At 73.9% G+C, this 17,033-nt stretch carries 17 protein-coding genes and 2 pseudogenes; 2 read left to right on the forward strand and 17 right to left on the reverse strand.

Features of this window, described 5'->3' with window-relative positions; translation table 11 throughout:
- The 4 genes and pseudogenes from NH339_RS12625 to NH339_RS12640 all read right to left on the reverse strand — a co-directional run.
- Positions 1 to 98, reverse strand: a pseudogene (locus tag NH339_RS12625) (hypothetical protein); the annotation flags it as partial.
- Positions 58 to 1,455, reverse strand: a complete 1,398-nt coding sequence (locus NH339_RS12630) for an FAD-binding oxidoreductase (protein WP_253025794.1) — start codon at positions 1,453 to 1,455, stop codon at positions 58 to 60. The gene NH339_RS12630 and the pseudogene NH339_RS12625, both read right to left, overlap by 41 nt.
- Before the next feature lies 1 nt (position 1,456).
- Positions 1,457 to 2,182, reverse strand: a complete 726-nt coding sequence (locus NH339_RS12635; protein WP_253025796.1) for a haloacid dehalogenase type II — start codon at positions 2,180 to 2,182, stop codon at positions 1,457 to 1,459.
- 31 nt (positions 2,183 to 2,213) lie between these two features.
- On the reverse strand, positions 2,214 to 3,455 hold the full coding sequence (locus tag NH339_RS12640; protein ID WP_253025798.1) for an aspartate aminotransferase family protein: 1,242 nt from the start codon (positions 3,453 to 3,455) through the stop codon (positions 2,214 to 2,216).
- A 64-nt stretch (positions 3,456 to 3,519) separates the two neighbouring features.
- Between NH339_RS12640 and NH339_RS12645 the strand changes: the two genes are divergently transcribed.
- On the forward strand, positions 3,520 to 4,203 hold the full coding sequence (locus tag NH339_RS12645) for a GntR family transcriptional regulator (protein WP_253025800.1): 684 nt from the start codon (positions 3,520 to 3,522) through the stop codon (positions 4,201 to 4,203).
- Positions 4,204 to 4,258: 55 nt separating this feature from the next.
- Here the strand turns inward: NH339_RS12645 and NH339_RS12650 are convergent, their stop codons facing one another.
- The 6 genes from NH339_RS12650 to NH339_RS12675 form a co-directional block, all read right to left on the reverse strand.
- Complete coding sequence (locus NH339_RS12650; protein WP_253025802.1) at positions 4,259 to 5,260, reverse strand: hypothetical protein; 1,002 nt, start codon at positions 5,258 to 5,260, stop codon at positions 4,259 to 4,261.
- A 273-nt stretch (positions 5,261 to 5,533) separates the two neighbouring features.
- Positions 5,534 to 6,643, reverse strand: coding sequence for an LLM class flavin-dependent oxidoreductase (locus NH339_RS12655; protein WP_253025814.1), 1,110 nt, complete (start codon positions 6,641 to 6,643; stop codon positions 5,534 to 5,536).
- Complete coding sequence (locus NH339_RS12660; RefSeq protein ID WP_253025816.1) at positions 6,640 to 7,653, reverse strand: ABC transporter substrate-binding protein; 1,014 nt, start codon at positions 7,651 to 7,653, stop codon at positions 6,640 to 6,642. Before NH339_RS12660 ends, NH339_RS12655 begins: the two co-directional genes overlap by 4 nt.
- Complete coding sequence (locus NH339_RS12665) at positions 7,650 to 8,450, reverse strand: ABC transporter ATP-binding protein (protein ID WP_253025818.1); 801 nt, start codon at positions 8,448 to 8,450, stop codon at positions 7,650 to 7,652. Before NH339_RS12665 ends, NH339_RS12660 begins: the two co-directional genes overlap by 4 nt.
- A complete protein-coding gene (locus NH339_RS12670) occupies positions 8,435 to 9,235 on the reverse strand; it encodes an ABC transporter permease (protein WP_253025820.1) in 801 nt (266 codons plus the stop codon). The genes NH339_RS12665 and NH339_RS12670 overlap by 16 nt, the downstream gene beginning before the upstream one ends.
- Before the next feature lie 94 nt (positions 9,236 to 9,329).
- On the reverse strand, positions 9,330 to 10,100 hold the full coding sequence (locus tag NH339_RS12675) for an SDR family oxidoreductase (protein ID WP_253025822.1): 771 nt from the start codon (positions 10,098 to 10,100) through the stop codon (positions 9,330 to 9,332).
- An 88-nt stretch (positions 10,101 to 10,188) separates the two neighbouring features.
- Here NH339_RS12675 and NH339_RS12680 point away from each other — a divergent pair, with 88 nt between their 5' ends.
- Entirely contained in the window at positions 10,189 to 10,746 is a 558-nt protein-coding gene (locus tag NH339_RS12680; RefSeq protein ID WP_253025824.1) for a TetR/AcrR family transcriptional regulator, read from the forward strand.
- A 6-nt stretch (positions 10,747 to 10,752) separates the two neighbouring features.
- Here the strand turns inward: NH339_RS12680 and NH339_RS12685 are convergent, their stop codons facing one another.
- The 7 genes and pseudogenes from NH339_RS12685 to NH339_RS12715 all read right to left on the reverse strand — a co-directional run.
- Positions 10,753 to 12,141, reverse strand: a complete 1,389-nt coding sequence (locus NH339_RS12685) for an AMP-binding protein (RefSeq protein WP_253025826.1) — start codon at positions 12,139 to 12,141, stop codon at positions 10,753 to 10,755.
- Positions 12,138 to 13,232, reverse strand: a complete 1,095-nt coding sequence (locus NH339_RS12690; protein WP_253025828.1) for an MSMEG_0565 family glycosyltransferase — start codon at positions 13,230 to 13,232, stop codon at positions 12,138 to 12,140. The genes NH339_RS12685 and NH339_RS12690 overlap by 4 nt, the downstream gene beginning before the upstream one ends.
- A complete protein-coding gene (locus tag NH339_RS12695; RefSeq protein WP_253025830.1) occupies positions 13,229 to 14,074 on the reverse strand; it encodes a carbon-nitrogen hydrolase family protein in 846 nt (281 codons plus the stop codon). The genes NH339_RS12690 and NH339_RS12695 overlap by 4 nt, the downstream gene beginning before the upstream one ends.
- Positions 14,074 to 15,324, reverse strand: a complete 1,251-nt coding sequence (locus tag NH339_RS12700; RefSeq protein WP_253025832.1) for an MSMEG_0569 family flavin-dependent oxidoreductase — start codon at positions 15,322 to 15,324, stop codon at positions 14,074 to 14,076. The genes NH339_RS12695 and NH339_RS12700 overlap by 1 nt, the downstream gene beginning before the upstream one ends.
- A complete protein-coding gene (locus tag NH339_RS12705) occupies positions 15,321 to 15,626 on the reverse strand; it encodes an MSMEG_0570 family nitrogen starvation response protein (RefSeq protein ID WP_253025834.1) in 306 nt (101 codons plus the stop codon). The genes NH339_RS12700 and NH339_RS12705 overlap by 4 nt, the downstream gene beginning before the upstream one ends.
- Positions 15,619 to 16,482: a carbon-nitrogen hydrolase family protein gene (locus tag NH339_RS12710; protein ID WP_253025836.1), complete on the reverse strand. Its 864-nt coding sequence runs from the start codon at positions 16,480 to 16,482 to the stop codon at positions 15,619 to 15,621. Before NH339_RS12710 ends, NH339_RS12705 begins: the two co-directional genes overlap by 8 nt.
- Positions 16,479 to 17,033: pseudogene (locus NH339_RS12715) on the reverse strand (hypothetical protein); the annotation flags it as partial. The pseudogene NH339_RS12715 and the gene NH339_RS12710, both read right to left, overlap by 4 nt.

Below are 17,033 nucleotides of genomic sequence, written 5' to 3' on the forward strand. Positions count from 1 at the left end.
CCGGCCCCCACGTAGCGCACGCCCGCGACCTCGAGCAGACCCTGCACGGTGCCGTCCTCACCCCAGGGTCCGTGCAGCAGCGGCAGCACGACGTCGACGTCGCGCAGCTCCTCCCACGCGAACGGCTTGAACGTGCACGCACCCGGCACCGAAGTGCCCGTAGAGCACGCCGGACAGACCGTGCTCGGCGGTGAGCGCCCGGAAGTCGCGCAGGTAGTCGGCCAGCCGCGACGGGTCGACGGCGGCGTCCTCCCACCCGGCCCACGTCTGCGTGGTCGCGTCGGGGCGGGTCGAGAGGCCGGCGCCGTCCTCGCGGACGCGCCACAGCGAGGCGCGCTGCACGGGGTCGTCGACCACGACCCCCTCCACCAGCCGGCCGGCGGCGTGCAGTGCCGTCAGCAGCTCGTCCGTCCGCGCTTGCACGGCCGCCTGCGTCGGGCCGTCGAGCTCGACGTACAGCCAGGCCCGTCCCTGCGGCAGCGCAGCGACCGAGTCGGGGCCGCGACGCGCGAGCATCGTCGCGACGATCGCGTCGTCGATGCCCTCCGTCGCCGTGGGCTCGAAGGGCAGGATCAGGGGCACGTCGGTCGCGGCGTCGACGACGTCGGCGTACCCGAGGACGAGCAGCGACGTCGCCGCGGGCGGCTCGACCAGTCGGACCGTGGCGGTGACCACGACCGCGCAGGTGCCCTCGGACCCGACGAGGGCCCGCGCGACGTCGAAGCCGCGCTCGGGCAGGAGCTCGTCGAGGTGGAAGCCCGACACCTGGCGTCCGATGCGGCCGAGCTCGGTGCGCAGGATCGCGAGGTTCTCGCGCGCCATGGTGCGCAGCTCGGCCTCGAGCTCGGCGGCTCGTCGCACGGCTGCGGCGTCGTCGGGATCGACGGCGGTCACGCCGTCCGCGACGCGCACGTGGGTGCCGTCGGAGAGCAGCACCTCGACCTCGACGACGTGGCTCGACGTGCGCCCCCACCGCACCGAGTGGTTGCCGCAGGCGTCGTTGCCGAGCATCCCGCCGATCGTGGCGCGTGACTTCGACGACGGGTCGGGCGCGAACGCGAGGCCGTGCGGCCGCAGCTCGCGAGCGAGGTCGTCGAGGACCACCCCCGCCTCCACGGTCGCGGTGCGGGCCTCGGCGTCGACGGACAGCACGCGGCGCAGGCTGCGCGACGTGTCGATGACCAGACCCTCGCCGATCGCGTTGCCCGCCATGCTCGTGCCGCCGCCGCGCACGGTCACCGGGACCGCGAGGTCGGCGCACGCGCGCAGGAGCTGCTGCAGCTCCGCGACGTCGGCGGGGAAGGCGACCGCGAGCGGCGCGACCCGGTAGCTCGAGGCGTCGTAGGCGTAGCGCGCCCGCGTGCCCGCGGTGGTGTCGACGCGCACGCCCGGGCACGCGGCGACGAGGCGCGTCCGGAGGTCGTCGTCCGGCGGCGCGAGCAGGGTCGCGGTCATCTCACGTCCGTGCGGCGCGGGCCGCCTCCGCGAAGGCGATCATCGAGGGGAACTCGAGGTCGTAGGAGAACTCGCCCTGGGGCTCGGGCGTGGCGCCCCAGCCCGGACGCGCGTGCCGGCGGTTGATCCAGACCGAGGGCAGGCCGTGGCGCTTGGCCGGCACGTGGTCGTGGAAGAGGCTCTGCGCGACGTGGAGCAGCCGCTCGCGCGGTACCCCCATCTCCTCGAGCGCGACGTCGAGCGCCTCGAAGTGCTGCGGTGCCGGCTTGTAGGCCTTCACGTCCTGGGCGGTGATGACGCGGTCGAACGGGACCTCGAGACGGGCCGCGGAGCCCGCGAAGCTCGCGTGGTCGACGTTGGACAGGATGATGAGCTGGTAGTCCTGCGCGAGCGAGCGCAGCGCCTCGGTGGAGTCCTCGAACGCCGGCCAGTCGGGCACCGAGCCGCCGAGCCTCGCCGCCCAGGTGTCGCTCACGGCAGCACCGAGCTTCTCCCCCGTGCCGCGGAACGCCTCGGCGAGCACGTCGGAGTACAGCCAGTCGCCGTGCTCGGCCTCGACCCGCGCCTCCTGGTCGGCGTACGCCAGCAGCAGGTCCTCGTCGGAGAGGTCGAGCCCGACCTCCGCCGCCCACGGGGCGAGGACGGCGGCGATGCCCGCCTCCCAGTCGATGAGGGTGCCGTAGCAGTCGAAGCTGAGGGCGTCGTAGTCGGCGAGGTCGATGGTCATGCAGGCTCCTTCGTGAGCAGGGGTCGGCGGGTCAGAACGTGTCGAGCGCGTCGGCGACGGTCGTCGCGACGAGCTGGACCTCGTCCTCGGTCGTGACGAACGGGGGGCAGATCTGCAACGTGTTGGCGTGGATGGTCCGGGTGAGCACACCGCGGCGGACGCACTCCTGGGCGACGTCGTCGCCCCTCACCTCGTCGACGACCTGGACGCCGGCGAGGAACCCCGCACCGGCACGGACCTCGTGGACCAGGGGGTGGTCGGCGAGCGGCTGCACGGCGTCGGCCAGCACCTTCTCGAGGTGGGCGGCGCGCTCGACGAGGTTCTCCTCCTCGAGGACGTCGAGGTTGGCGTGCGCGACGGCGCACGCCGTGGCGTGCCCGGAGTAGGTCAGGCCGTGCCGGAACATCGGCGCGTCGTCGCCGTCGAAGAAGCGGTCGGCGACCCGCGGCGCGACGAGCACGGCCCCCAGCGGGGCGTACCCCGACGTGAGGCCCTTGGCCATGAGCACGAGGTCGGGCTCGAGCGCGTAGCGCTCGGACGCGAACATGGCGCCCGTGCGCCCGAAGCCGGTGATGACCTCGTCGACCACGAGGAGGACGTCGCGCTCCCGGGCGAAGGCCTGCAGTCCCTCGAGGTAGCCCTCGACGGGGCCGAACACGCCACCTGTGCCGATGACGGGCTCGAGGATGATCGCCGCGACCCGGTCGGTCCCGAAGGCGTCGAGCTGCGCGAGGGCCGCGGCGAGGTCGTGGGCGGGGATGCGCAGGGTCTCCGGCACGAGCGAGGCGCTGCCGTAGCCCTCGCGGTTGTAGGGCAGGCCCGCGATGCTGGTGCCGAAGCCGTGCAGCCCGTGGTAGGCGGTCTCCCGGCTGACGACGACCGTCTTCTCGGGCCGTCCCTCCAGCTGCCAGTGGCGGCGGACGAGCTTGCAGGCGAGGTCGACGGAGTCGGAGCCACCGCTGGTGAGCATCACCCGACCGCCCTGCACCGGGCCGAGGTCGGCGAGCCGGTCGGCGAGGTCGAGCGCCGGCTCGTTCGCGAAGCGCCCGAACACGTGGTACGTCTCGAGCCTGCGCATCTGCTCGTAGGCGGCCCGCGCGATCCGCTCGCGGCCGTGGCCGACGTTGGCGTGCCAGAGGCCGGCCGTCGCGTCGAGCAGGCGCTGGCCGTCGCTCGTCGTGAGCCACGCGCCGTCGCCGTCGGTGACGACGAGGCGCTGCGCCTGGGACGTCGGCATGTGCGCCTGTCCGTGCCAGAGGGCTCGATCCGTCATGACACGAACTGTATGACAGTTGAACTGCTAGACGCAAGGACGATTCCTGAATTACTGTGCAGTCATGACGTCACTCGACATCGCCGTCCGGCGCACGACCGCCGCCCAGCAGGTCGCCGAAGGCCTGTCCGACCTCATCATGTCCGGGCACTTCAGCCCGGGCACGCGCCTGCGCGAGAGCGCCATCGCCGCCGAGCTCGGCATCTCCCGCAACACCGTCCGCGAGGCCGTGCGCATCCTCGAGCTGGGCGGCCTGGTGAACTACGAGGTCAACCGGGGCGCCGTCGTCATCGCGCCGACCTCCGAGAGCGTCATGGCGCTCTACGACGCCCGCCTGCACCTGGAGACCGCGGCCGTACGGGTGCCGCGCGAGAGCGACGAGCTCGGCGCCGTCCGCGACGCACTCGCCGAGCTGTCACGGGCGGCCGACACCCACCAGGTGCGCGACATCGTCACGGCGGACCTCGCGTTCCACGCGTCGATCGTCGGGCTCCTGCGCAACACCCGGATCGACGACTTCTACCGCGACCTCACGACCGAGCTCAGGTACTACCTGACGGTGCTGTCGAAGGAGACCCGCGAGTACGACGACCCGACGACGATCGTCTCCGAGCACGCCGAGATCCTCGCGGCCATCGAGAGCGGCGACACGACGGCTGCGGCCGCGGCCGTCTTCGCGCACGTCGACCACAACGCCCACCGGGTGTGCGACATCCTCCGCGCCCGCGAGGCGGCCGGCCCCTCCTGACCCTGCGCCGCCGGGCGGGGGTCAGGAGGAGCCGGTCCTCACCGGGACCGGTGCCTCAGCTCGAGCAGTGCGTGTAGTAGTACTGCGACACCTTCGTCGAGGCGTCGAGGTACTCCTTGGACGAGAAGTCCGCGAACGGGCTGGTGCCTCCCGAGCTGCTGGCCGAGGCCGAGCTCGACATGAGGTCGGCGAGGACCTTCACGTCGTCGGCGATCTCCGCGGGGGCCGCCTTGCGCAGCGCCTCGTACTTGGCTGCCGTCTCGTCGAGCTGCTTGCGCAGGGCGTCGAGGTCCGGGGTGCCGCCCTGGCTGTTGAGGTTGTCGAGGCTGCTGAGGCTGCTGTCGCGCAGGTCCTTCATGACCGAGCAGAACTCCTCGGAGTCGCCCGACCCGCTCGCGTCGCCGCTGTCGTCGCTGCCCTTGTCGTCGGACTTCCCGGCCGCGGACGAGGCGACCGAGCTGCTCGAGTCGTCGTCGCCGGTCAGCGCCCGGATGCCGAAGTAGCCGCCCGCGACGAGCGCGGCGATGACGCCGAGCACGAGCAGGACGCGGGCGACGCTCGTCCCGCCGCTGCCGGCTCCCTCGCTTCTCCCAGTGCCGTCGCTCCCCGTGCCGTCGCTCTCGAGCGCGACGGGGGTCGGGGTGGTCTGGGTCGGGGTGGTCGGCTGCGCCGCGGGCGCGGGTGCTGCGGCCGCAGCCGGCGCGACCTCTGTCGGGTTCGGGGTCGGCTCGAGCCGGACGGTCGGCTCGGCGACGGGCGGCTCCTCGACCGGGGCCTCCTGCACAGGGCTCTCCTGCGTGGGGGGCGCGGGCGGGGCCGGCGGTCCCGGTGGCTGAGGCGGCGGAGGCGGCGGGGGCACGGCCGCGGCGCGGGCGGCGATCGCCTCCCGGACGGTGTCGTCACCGTGCTCGCCGAGCCACTCGAGGAGCCCGTCGTAGGCGTGGGGGTGGGCGGCGATGAGGGGCCAGACCTCGCGGTCTGCCTGGGCGATCTCGTGCAGGCGGGCTGCGGAGGTGTGGGGGTCGGCGGCCTCGCGCTGCAGGTCGTCGTTCGTCATGGTCTGGCTCCGGCGTAGGACGAGTGAGGGACAGGGGCCACGACCTCAGCTGCTCAGGCCGCGACGCGATGATCTTGCGCCATCGTACGACTTGGGACGGTCAGGGCCGACGGCTGGTCTCGCGCCGGCCGGGCGGTGACTTCTCCACCGAGAACGGCCCCCGTCCGGTGGAGGATCGACCGCGCGGGCACGCACGCCCCGGGCGGTGCGAACGCCACCTCACGGGCCGCTTCTCCGGTGGAGGATCCACCGCCGGCACGGGGTGAGCGCGGGTCAGCCGAGGAGGGGGCGAACACCCTCGGCGAACCAGTACGCCTCCTCGACGTGCGGGTAGCCCGAGAGCACGAACTCCTCGATGCCGATGGCGCGGTACTGCTCCACCAGCTCGGCCACCTCGCGGTGCGACCCGACGAGCGCCGTGCCCGCCCCGCCGCGGACGAGGCCGACGCCGGCCCACAGTCCCGGCGCGACCTCGAGGTCGTGGGCGTCGCGCGCGTCACGCCGTCCCTCGTGCAGGGCACGCATCCGCTGCTGACCCACCGACAACGACGCCCCCAGCGTGTCCTGGGCCTGCGCGACCACTGCCGGGTCGAGCTCGTCGAGCATCTGCTGCGCGACGGCCCACGCCGCCTCGCTGGTGTCGCGCGTGATGACGTGGAGCCGGATGCCGAACCGCAGCTCGCGCCCCTGCTCCTTCGCCAGCCTGCGGATCCAGTCGAGCTTCTCGGCCACCAGGTCGACCGGCTCGCCCCACGTCAGGTAGACGTCGACGTGCTTCGCGGCCACCGGCCCGGCAGCCGGCGACGAGCCGCCGAAGTACAGCTCGGGCAACGGGTCGGGCGCCTCGCGGGTGCGGGCGTCGCGGACGTCGTAGTAGTCGCCCGCGAAGTCGAACCCGCCGTCCCACGCGCCGCGCACGACCGAGAGGAACTCGTCGGTACGGGCGTAGCGCTGCTCCTGCGTGAGCCGGTCGCCGAAGCGCGCCTGCTCCGCCGGCTCCCCACCGGTGACGACGTTGAGCAGCAGCCGCCCGCCCGACAGGCGTTGGTAGGTCGCGGCCATCTGCGCGGCGAGGGTCGGCTCGATCGAGCCCGGGCGGAACGCGACGAGGAACTTCAGCCGCGACGTCTCGCGCACCAGCGCCGCCGTGGTGAGCCACGCGTCCTCGCACCACGTGCCGGTGGGCGTCAGCACGCCCTCGTAGTCGAGCAGCTCGGCCGTGCGCGCCACCTGCGCGAGGTAGTCGATCGTCGGTGGGCGGAAGGCGTTGGCGGTGCCGACACGGTCGCCCGGGTGGCCGAGGCCGCCGGGCACGCCGTGCCCGCCGCCGACGAGCGTGCGCCCGTCGCCGGTCGTCGGCAGGAACCAGTGGAACGCCGTCATGCGCCCGCCCCCTTCGCCGCTGCGAGCACGGCGTCGTCGTAGCGGTCGTCGAAGTAGTCGGCCAGGCTCACGTCGCGGCTCAGCTGGCCCTGCGCGACGAACGCGTCCCACATGTCCTGCTCCGACGGCACGGCCTCGGAGACCGGGATCGGCTGGTAGGTGCGGCGCCCGATCGCGCTCTCCGTCACGTCGGCGGGCAGGCCGGTCTCCTTGGCCCAGGCCTTCGCCCACTCCGACCGGTGCGAGTTGGCCCAGGCCTGCGCGCGGGCGAGCCGCTGCAGGTAGTCGCTGACGGCGGCCTCGGTGGCCGGGTCGTCGAGGGCCTCGTCGGAGGCCACCTGGAAGGCCAGGCCGTTGACGACGCCGTCGCCCGTCACGAGGACCTTCGCCCCGTTGGCCACCTCGGCCTGCGAGGTGAACGGGTCCCAGATCGACCACGCGTCGACGTGCCCGCCGGTGAACGCCGCCAGGCCCTCGGCCGGCTGCAGCCACACGGGGTCGATGTCGTCGAGGGTCAGGCCGGCGGTCCTCAGCTGCGCGAGCAGGTGGTAGTTCGCCGAGCTGCCCTTCGCGACCGCGACCTTCTTGCCCTTCAGGTCGGCCACGGACGTGACGTCGGAACCCTTCGGCACGACGATCGCGTCGCCCTGGGCGCCCTGCTTCGACGCCTGCACGACCTTGAGCTTCTTGTCCTGGTCGATCGCGAACAGCGGCGGCGTGTTGCCGACGCCACCGACGTCGACGGCGCCGCTGGCGACCGCGTCCAGCAGGGGCGGACCCGACGTGAACGGCTTCCACTGCACGTCGTACTCGACGTCGTCGAGCTCGCCGGCGGCAGTGAGGAGCGCCTCCGAGCCACCCTTCTGGTCGCCGACCACGAGCGTCACCTTCGACAGGTCGACCGTGCCGTCGGCACCGACGGCGTCGGCGTTGGACGACCCGCCGCAGCCGGTGAGCACCAACGCGGCGGCGGCGAGGAGGGTGGGCAGGGCAAGACGGGGACGGTTCACGAGACGGCCTCCTGGGCGGTGTCGGTGGTGGGACTGGCGGCAGCGTGGGCGGTGCGGACGCCGAGCTGGTCGAGCAGGGTCGCGCGGTGGGCGACGAGCCGTGGGTCGTGCAGGGCGCGAGGGCGCGGCAGGTCCAGGCGCAGGGAGTGGGCGACGCTTCCCTGGTCGAGCACGATGACCCGGTCGGCCAGCAGCAGGGCCTCGTCGACGTCGTGGGTCACCAGCAGCACCGACGCCCGGTGACGGGCCCACACACGCAGCAGCAGGTCGTGCATCTCGATGCGGGTCAGCGCGTCGAGCGCCGAGAACGGCTCGTCGAGGAGCAGCAGGCCCGGCTCGCTCACGAGCGCGCGGGCCAGCGAGGCGCGCTGGGCCTGTCCGCCGGACAGCGTCACGGGCCAGACGTCGGCCTTCTCCGTCAGCCCGACCTCGCCGAGCAGCTGCCGAGCCCGCTCGTCACGCTCGCGCCGGCTGCCGGTCCGCAGTCCCAGGGCCACGTTCTGCGCCACCCGGCGCCACGGCAGCAGCCGCGGCTCCTGGAAGGCGACGGAGGTGACGCCGTCGACCTCGGCCGTGCCGGCGTCGGGGGCGTCGAGGCCCGCCAGCAGGCGCAGCAGCGTCGACTTGCCCGAGCCGCTGCGCCCGAGGAGGGCGACGAGCTCCCCAGGTGCCACGTCGAGGTCGAGGTCGTCGAGCACCACGGTGTCACCGAACGCGCGACGCAGGCCGCGGACCTGGACGGTGGGCGGGACGGTCGGGGGACGCAGCGCGTGGGGCGCGTTCAGCCGAGTCGCCATGCGAGGGCCTTCCTCTCGAGGATGCGGACGAGCGCGTCGGTGAGCAGGCCGAGCACGCTGTAGATGAGCAGGCCGGCGACCACCTCGCCGGTGCGGCCGAACCCGGCCGCGTCGGAGACGAGGTAGCCGATGCCGGCGGTGGTGTTGATCTGCTCGGCGACGATGAGGGTCAGCCAGGCGACGCCGAGGCTGAGCCGCAGGCCGACGAGCGTGCTCGGCAGCGCGCCGGGCAGCACGACGTGCCGCAGCCGCTCGGTCCAGCCGAGGCCGAACGCCCGCGCCGCGTCGAGGTACTTGGGGTCGACGCCGCGGATGCCGGCGAACGTGTTGACGTAGAGCGGGAACGCGACGCCGAGCGCGATCAGCGCGTACTTCGGGGCCTCGTCGATGCCGAACCAGAGGATGAACAGCGGCAGCAGCCCGAAGTGCGGCAGCGTGCGCAGCATCTGCATGGGTGCGTCGACGACGTCCTCGCCGATCCGGGACAGTCCCGCGACGACGGCGAGGCCGACGCCGACGACCGCGCCGAGGGCGAAGCCGACGAGGACCCGGGTCACGGACACCTGGATCGCGTCGAGCAGCCGTCCGTCCGTCCACAGCCCCACGAGCGAGTCGAGGACGTTCAGCGGGGAGTCGAGCTTCTCGCGCGGCAGCACGCCGGTGCTCGACGCCAGCTGCCAGACGGCGAGCAGCGCCAGGGGGCTGATCGCCCGACGCCAGGCGCGGCGGGGCTGTCCCGGCCGACGCGGCCGCCGCGTGCGGGCGAGAGGTGCGGTGAGTGACATGGCCGCCACCCTCGCCCGGCCGCTCCGGCACCCCGCGGCCTGCTCACGACGTGGGCAGACCCGGGTGCCCCTCGGGCGCCGTGCTATCGAGAGGTCACCACGGCACGTCGTCGCCGTGGCGGTCGAGGAAGCGCAGGCCCGGGCGGCCGCGCTGGGCCTCGACCGTGTCGACCAGCGGCGGGATGCTCTCGGACACCTCGAGCGTCGCGCCGGGGCCGCCCAGGTCGGTACGCACCCAGCCCGGCGCCAGCAGCAGGATGCTGCGGGAGCCACCGGACTGCCGCACGGCGTAGCTGCGCACCATCTGGTTCAGCGCGGCCTTCGTCGCCCGGTAGACCTCGAAGCCGCCCGACGTGTTGTTCGCGACGCTGCCCTGTCCCGACGACATGACCGCGACGATGCCGTCCGCGGCCACGAGGTCGTCGAGGCCCTCCACCGCGCGCATGACGCCCAGCACGTTCGTCTCCATCATGCGCGCGAAGTCGTCGGTGGCGATGTCGATGCCCGCGGCGTCCTGCGGCGCGAGCGAGATGCCTGCGACCACCAGGAACAGGTCGAACGTCCGGTCCCGCAGGCGCTCGCGGAGCGCGGCCACCTGGTCGGGCCGGGTCACGTCGAGCCGCTCCACCTCCACGGCGTCGCCGTGGTGCTCGGCGAGGGCGCGCAGGCCCGACGGGCCGTCCGACCGCTCCGTCGCCACGACGTGCGCTCCCCTGCCCGCGTACTCCTCGGCCAGGGCCAGGCCGAGCCCGCGGGTGGCACCGACGACCAGCACCTGGCGGGAGGTCGTGCGGGTCGCGGTGTCGGCCAGCTCGTGCAGGTCGGTCTGGTCGGCGTCGTCGGTGTCGTCGGTGTCGTCCCTCATGGGTGCCCCCTGGGCTCGGCGACGAGGTTTCGCTCATCGGTTGTTGAGTCGACGCTAGCACGTCGCTCAACAGATGTAGAGTGAAACCATGACGGACCAACAGCCGACCCGCGCGCAGCGCCGGGAGGCCACCGCCGCCCGTATCCTCGAGGCCGCCCAGGAGGAGTTCGGCACGCACGGCGACGGCGCCACCATCCGCGGCATCGCCCGGCGCGCCGGCGTCGACCCGTCGCTCGTGCTGCAGCACTACGGCTCGAAGCAGGCCCTGTTCGCCCTGGCGGTGCGAGCCGACCTCGACCTCGACCACGACGACGTCCCGCGGCACCTGGAGGAGGTGCTCGACGTCCGCCTCCGCGAGCTGCCCGCGCCGACCCGCGCGCTCATGCGCTCGATGCTCACCTCGCCGCAGGCCACGGAGGTCATGCGCACCTACCTGCAGGAGCGCGCAGCGACCCTCGCCGCGACCATGGACGACGAGCAGGCCGCGACCCGGGCCGCGCTCGTCGTCGCGAGCATCATGGGCGTCACGATCGCGCGGCACTTCCTCGACCTGCCGGGCCTCGCCGACGCGGACGGGAGCGACCTCGCCGAGCTGGTCGAGCGGTGGCTCGACCTGGCACCCGACCGTCCGACGCAGGTGCCCTGAGGCACCTCACGTGTCGGTGGAGGGTCGCCAACGGCTGCGGTTGACCTTGCCGGTGTCCGCGCGCAGCGGCTCGGCGACCCGCTGCCACGACCGGGGCCGCCGCTCGGGCGACAACCGGTCGGTCGCCCAACGCTCCAGGTCGGCGAGGTCCGCGTCGGTCTCGACCACCGCGTGCACGACCTGGCCCAGCCGGTCGTCGTCGGCCGGGACCACGACGCAGGACCTCACCTCGGGGTGGGCCTCCAGCACGCCCTCCACGTCGGCCGGGTACACGACCATCCCCCCGGTGGTGACGACGTCCGCGAGCCGGTCCTCGACGAAGAGGAAGCCGTCGGCGTCGAGGTACCCGACGTCGCCGAGCGTGTGCCAGCCGTCGCGGACGGTGGGCTCCGCGCCGACGTAGGAGTAGGTGGGGTGCTCGCGCCGCATGAGGATCTCGCCGCGCTCGCCGGGCGCGCAATCCTCGCCGTCGGGCCGGGCCACCCGGAAGCGGGTGCCGCCGCAACCGCGGCCGACCGAGCCGGGGTGCGCGAGCCACTCGGTGCCGGTGATCATGGCGACGCCCTGCGACTCCGTGCCGGCGTAGACCTCGACCACCCGCTCCGGGCCGAGCCAGTCGATCCACGCGCGCTTGAGCCAGGCGGGGCACCGCGCACCGAGGTGCAGGACCTGCTCGAGGGACGACACGTCGGCCGCCGCGAGCGCGTCGGGCCCGAGCCGGTGGACCCGCTGCATCGTCGCCGGCACGAGCACCGACCACGTCACCCGGTGGTGCTCGACCAGGCGGAGCCACCCGGCGGGGTCGAACGTCGGCACGAGCACCAGCTCGTGCCCGGTCATGAGTCCCCGCATCGCGTACACGAAGGGCGCGGCGTGGAACAGCGGGCTCGCGACGAGCTGCACGGCGTGCCGGGGCACGAACGGCGCGACCGGACGGTCGAGGTCGACGGTCGACGGCGCGGCGGCCCGCACGACCTTCGGCCGACCGGTGCTGCCGCTCGACGTCGGGGCCTTCCACGACGAGGCGACGGCGTCGGGCAGCGGACGCGGGTCGCCGTCGACCTCGCCGAGGGGTCCGTCTACGACCAGGGCCGGCCCGGTCAGGTCGAGGACCGCCTGCCGCTCGGCGACGTCGAGCGTCGGGGCCAGCGGCTGGGGCGTGGCGCCCAGCTTCCAGGCCGCGACGCACGCGCGGACCAGGTCGATCCCGCTCGGGAGCGCCACCGTGACCACGTCGTCGAGACCCACCCGGTCCTTCCACGACCGGGCCAGCCGGTTGGTGTCGTCCTCGAGCCGGCGCCGGGTCCAGGCGTCGTCGCCGTCGTGCACCGCGACCGCGTCCGGCGCCCGCTCCGCCAGCACCGCGAAGGCGCGGCCGATGGGCAGGTCGGTCACGGCGCGTGGCCTGCGTAGACGTGGAGGTGTGCCTGCGCCGCGGTGTCCCACGTGTAGGAGCGGGCGAGCGCGCGACCAGGTCGCACGTCGGTCCGACCCGAGAGGATCCGGTCGAACGCGTCGGCCATGCCCGTCGGGTCGGACGCGAACGAGACGGTCGACCCGAAGACCTCGCGCAGCACTGGGAGGTCACGTGCCACCACGGGAACGCCCGCGGCGAGGGCCTCGAGCGCCGCCAGCCCGAATCCCTCCTTGGTCGACACGAAGGCCATGGCCTGCGCTGCCGCGACGAGCGACGGGAGGGCGTCGTCGTCGACCACGCCGAGCAACGTCGGCTCCACGCCGAGCTCGTGGGCGCGCTGGTCGAAGGCAGCCCGGTAGTCGCGGTAGTCGAACAGCGTCTCCCCGCCCGCGAGCACGAGCCGCAGGTGCGGGTGCCGCGGTCTCAGCAGCGCGTACGCCTCGAGCAGGTCGATGCTGCCCTTGCGCGGCTCGATGCCCCCGACGGCCAGCACGTACTCGCCCAGCTGGTCGGTCCACCGATCGCGCTGGGACGCCGCAGTGGACGACGCCGCCCGCTCGAACCGCCCCGCGTCGACGCCGTTCGCGATCACCACGGGTTGCACGCCGTACTGCTCGCGCACCTCCCGCGCGACCGCCTCGGAGACGCACACGTGCCCGGCCGGCTCGAGCACCGCGCGGTCGTGGCAGGCCACGAGCTCGGGCGTCGTGAACGTGTCGAGGTGGTGGATGGTGCGCAGGCAGCGCAGCCCCGCCGCCAGCGCCGCGTTCGCGCTGATGCAGTCCTGTGCGTGCACCACGTCGTAGTCGGCGCCACGCAGGGCGTCGCGCAGGGTGCGGATCGAGCGCAGGATGCGGGCGCCCACCGCCTCGCCGGGCACGTCGGGGAACGGCACGGGACGCAGCCCGACCGCGGGGTCGACCGCGCGGAAGAAGGTGCGGTCCCCGCCGCGCGCCAGCGTCCACACGTCGACGTCGACCCCGGTCCGCGCCAGGGCCTCGGCGAGCGCGAGCGTGTGCACGACGCCACCGCGCGGCTTGGTCGAGTACGTCAGCAGCGCCACCCTCACGACGGCTCGCGACCTGCCGTGACGTAGCTGTCGGGACGCAGCTCGTCGAGGTGGTGCAGGACGCGGCGCGACCGTGCGACCTCGTGCTCGACGTCGACGTCGGCCACCGCGATGCCGCCCTTGGACCAGGTGCGCGCCAGCACGTCGCCGCCGGGGCCCACGACCTTGGCCTGGCCGAGGAAGCGCAGCCCGCCGAGCACCCCCGTCTGGTTCGACGACGCCCAGACCACCTGGTTCTCGGCCGCGCGGGCACTGTCGTAGAGGTCGAAGAGCCGTGACTGCCGGTCCTGCGGCAGCCGCGACGCCCGGTCGGTCACGCTGGCCGGCCAGGCCGACAGGCAGGCGACGACGTGCGCCCCGTCCAGCGCGAGCGACCGCGCCGACTCCGGGAAGGTCTTGTCGTAGTCGATGAGCATGCCGAGGCGGCCGAGCGGGGTGTCGAACGCCTCGAACCGGTCGCCCGGGGCGTAGGCCAGCGACTCCCCGAGCGGCTGGTGGACCTTGCGGTGGCGACCGTGCACGCCGTCGCCCGAGACGCACAGGGCCGCGTTGTGCCGTACCGGCTCGCCGTCGACCTCGGCGGCCTCGGTGTAGCCGAGGCACACCACCATGTCGCCTGCGGCGGCCGCGACCTCGGCGAGCCGCGAGTCGTCCTGCGCCAGCGTCGGCGGCAGGTCGGCGCGAGGGTCGCGCAGGTCGGTCAGGTAGCCGCCGAGCGTCGCGTCGGGCAGCACCAGCAGCTCGACCCCGTCCGCTCGGGCCGAGTCGATGATGGCCCTGACCTTCGCGAGCGCACGGTCGAGGTCGCGCCCGAAGTGCGCCGCGACGGCACCGATGCGCATCAGGCCTCCGCGGGCACCGAGCGCCGCGCGCCGACGATGCACTGCGCGACGTGCTCCGCGTCGGCCGCGACGCCGAGGAACCGTCCGGAGCCCCACGTGTGCATCCACGGCAGGCCGACGAAGAACAGGCCGGGCACCGCCGTCACGCCCCGCGTGTGCGTCGGGCGTCCCGTCCCGTCGAAGACCCCGACCCGCAACCAGCGGTAGTCGGGCCGGTACCCGATGGCCCACACGACCGACGTGATCCCTTCCGCGTCGAGGTCGAGGCTCGTCGGGTCGGTCTCCGGCGCCCACGGCGGCACGTAGTCGGGCTCCGGCGGTGCGTCGATGCCCTCGCGCTCGATGAAGCGGTCGATGTCGCGCCTGATCGACGTGTAGACGGCGTCCGCCGCGTCGAGCGAGCGGGTGAGCGTGGGCGCGAACGTCAGGTCGGTGCCCTGCGCGTCGGTCAGCTTGCCGTAGAGCCGCATGCCGTCGAGGGCGAACGCCCGCAGGTCGATGTCGCGCCCCCCGTCGCGGCCGGTCACGTAGTGGTTGGTCTTCTCGCGGGCCGCGAGCCCGCCCGGGTACTGCGCGACGGCGGTGTCGTACAGGCCCATGTCGGCGAGCCAGGTCATGCAGTCGCGCCCTCGGTGGAAGCGCGCGACGCGGGGCGCGTCACCCAGCGCGAGGTGCACCTGACGCCCCTCGAGGTGCAGGTCCTCCGCGATCTGCGCGCCGGACTGGCCCGTCCCGACCACGAGCACGGCGCCGTCGGGCAGCTGGTCGGCGTTGCGGTACTGCTGGGAGTGCAGCTGGGTGACCGACGGGTCGATCGCCCGCGCGAACGCCGGCTCGATCGGACGGTGGTACCCGCCGGTCGCGACGACCACGTCGTCGGCCTCGAGCGTGTCGGGACCCTCGGGCGTCTCGAGGTCGAGCACGAACCCGCCCCCGTCGCGCTCACGTGCCTCGACGACGCGGGTGTGCGTCCGCACGGGCGGGTCGAAGGAGCGCACGTAGTCGTCGAGCCAGGCGACCACCTCGTCGCGGGTCATGAACCCGTCGGGGTCGGGGCCCTCGTAGACGTGGCCGGGCAGCCGGCAGTGCCAGTTGGGCGTCACGAGGGTGAAGTTGTCCCAGCGGCTGTCGGCCCACTCGTGGGCGGGAGTGGCCGCCTCGAGCAGGACGTGGTCGACGCCGAGGCTCGTGAGGTGGTGGCTGACGGAGAGTCCCGCCTGGCCGGCCCCGACGATCGCGACGCGGGTCATCGGGTCACCTCCACCGGCAGCGGCGGGTGCATCCGCAGCACCTCGACGACGTCCGTGGGGGCGTGCGCCGCGGCCGAGCGGCGGATCTGCTCCTGCGTCGCCGCGGACGACGTGCACGCGAACCCGTAGCGCAGCCGGACCCGCTCGCTCGCGATGGTGAGTGCCGCGGTCGAGCGGTCGACGAAGTCCTGCACGGTGTAGCGGTGACCGACCTGCAGGTGGTCGTGCACGACGAGCGACGGGGAGTAGCAGTGCTCGACGTCGCCGTCGGGCCAGCGGACGGTGAAGGTCATCTCAGGCATGGGCGGGCTCCCGGTAGGTCTCGGGACGGCGGTCCCGCAGGTGGAACATCGCCCGGCGGGCGGTGTCGAGCTCGGCGCGCACGTCGAGCTCGGCCACCGCGACGCCGGCGTCGACGCCGGTCGTCGCGCGGACGTCGCCGCCGGGGCCCACGACCTTCGCGTGGCTGACGAACCGCAGCGACCCGAAGGTGCCGACCTGGTTCGACGCCACCCAGACCACCTGGTTCTCGAGCGCCCGGGCGGTGTCGAAGAGGTTGAACCGCTGGGTCCACCGGTCCTCGGCGATGTCGCCGGCCGACGCGGTGCGCGAGGCGGGCCAGGCCGAGATGCACACGACGACCTCGGCACCGTCGAGGGCGAGGGCGCGGCCCGCCTCGGGGAAGGCCTTGTCGTAGCAGATGAGGGCACCGAGCCGGCCGGCCGGCGTGTCGACGGCGGCGAACGTGTCACCGGCCTCGTAGAAGGAGCCTTCGCCCAGCGGCTGGTGCACCTTGCGGTGCACGTGGAGCACGCCGTCGCCGGTCACGACCGCCGCGCTGTTGTAGCGGGTGGCGCCGTCGGACTCGCAGAACCCGACCACCAGGGTCAGGTCGCGGGCGATCGCGGCCACGCGACGCAGCTCCGGGCCGTCGACGTCCATGACGGGCGGCAGCGAGTCGGGCTGCTCGTCGTGGCTGCCGTCGCGGCCGCGGCCGAGCACGGAGAGGTACCCGCCGAGGCAGGCCTCCGGCAGCGCGAGGAGGCCACCGCCTCCGGGCGGTCGCACCTCGTCGGCGAGCGTCGCGATGCGCGCCAGGTTCTGCTCGACGTCGCGGCCGAAGTTCTCCGCGACCGCGGCGAGTCGTGTCGTGGTCATGCTGCCTCTCCCATCCCGGTGACCGGGCCGCGGACGGCCTCGGTCACGACTCCGTCGGGCCAACGCAGCCCGACTCCGGCGCCCTCGAGCGTCTCGCCGCACACGCGCGACGTGACGTGACGGGGCAGCTCCACCGGCTGCGCCCCGGCGCAGTCGGTCGTGACCATCGCGAACCCGGGGAAGCACGTGAACCAGTCGCCCACCGTGGCGCCGGCGGGTGTCGGCACGCGGTCGACGTCGAGCACGACGCGGACGCCGCTCGCCTCGGCGAGCATGCCGGTGCTGCCGACGAGGCCGCTCATGCTGACGTCCTTCGCGGCCGCGGGCCGCAGGTCGGCGACGATGCGGCCGAGGGCGCGCAGGTCCTCCGGCGACCGGTGCGACGAGGAGTCCCACTGCAGTCCGGTGTACCCGGGTCGCCACCCGCCGCCGAGGTCGGCCGTCAGCCGGACCTCCTCGCCCGGGCGGGCGCCGCCGCCGGGCACGGGTCGGTCCGTGCGGCCGAGCGCGGTGACGCTGAGCGCCGGGGCGACGCCGAGCTGGGTGTGACC

This window comes from Aeromicrobium sp. CnD17-E (assembly GCF_024124745.1).
In the GTDB taxonomy this organism is placed as follows: domain Bacteria; phylum Actinomycetota; class Actinomycetes; order Propionibacteriales; family Nocardioidaceae; genus Aeromicrobium.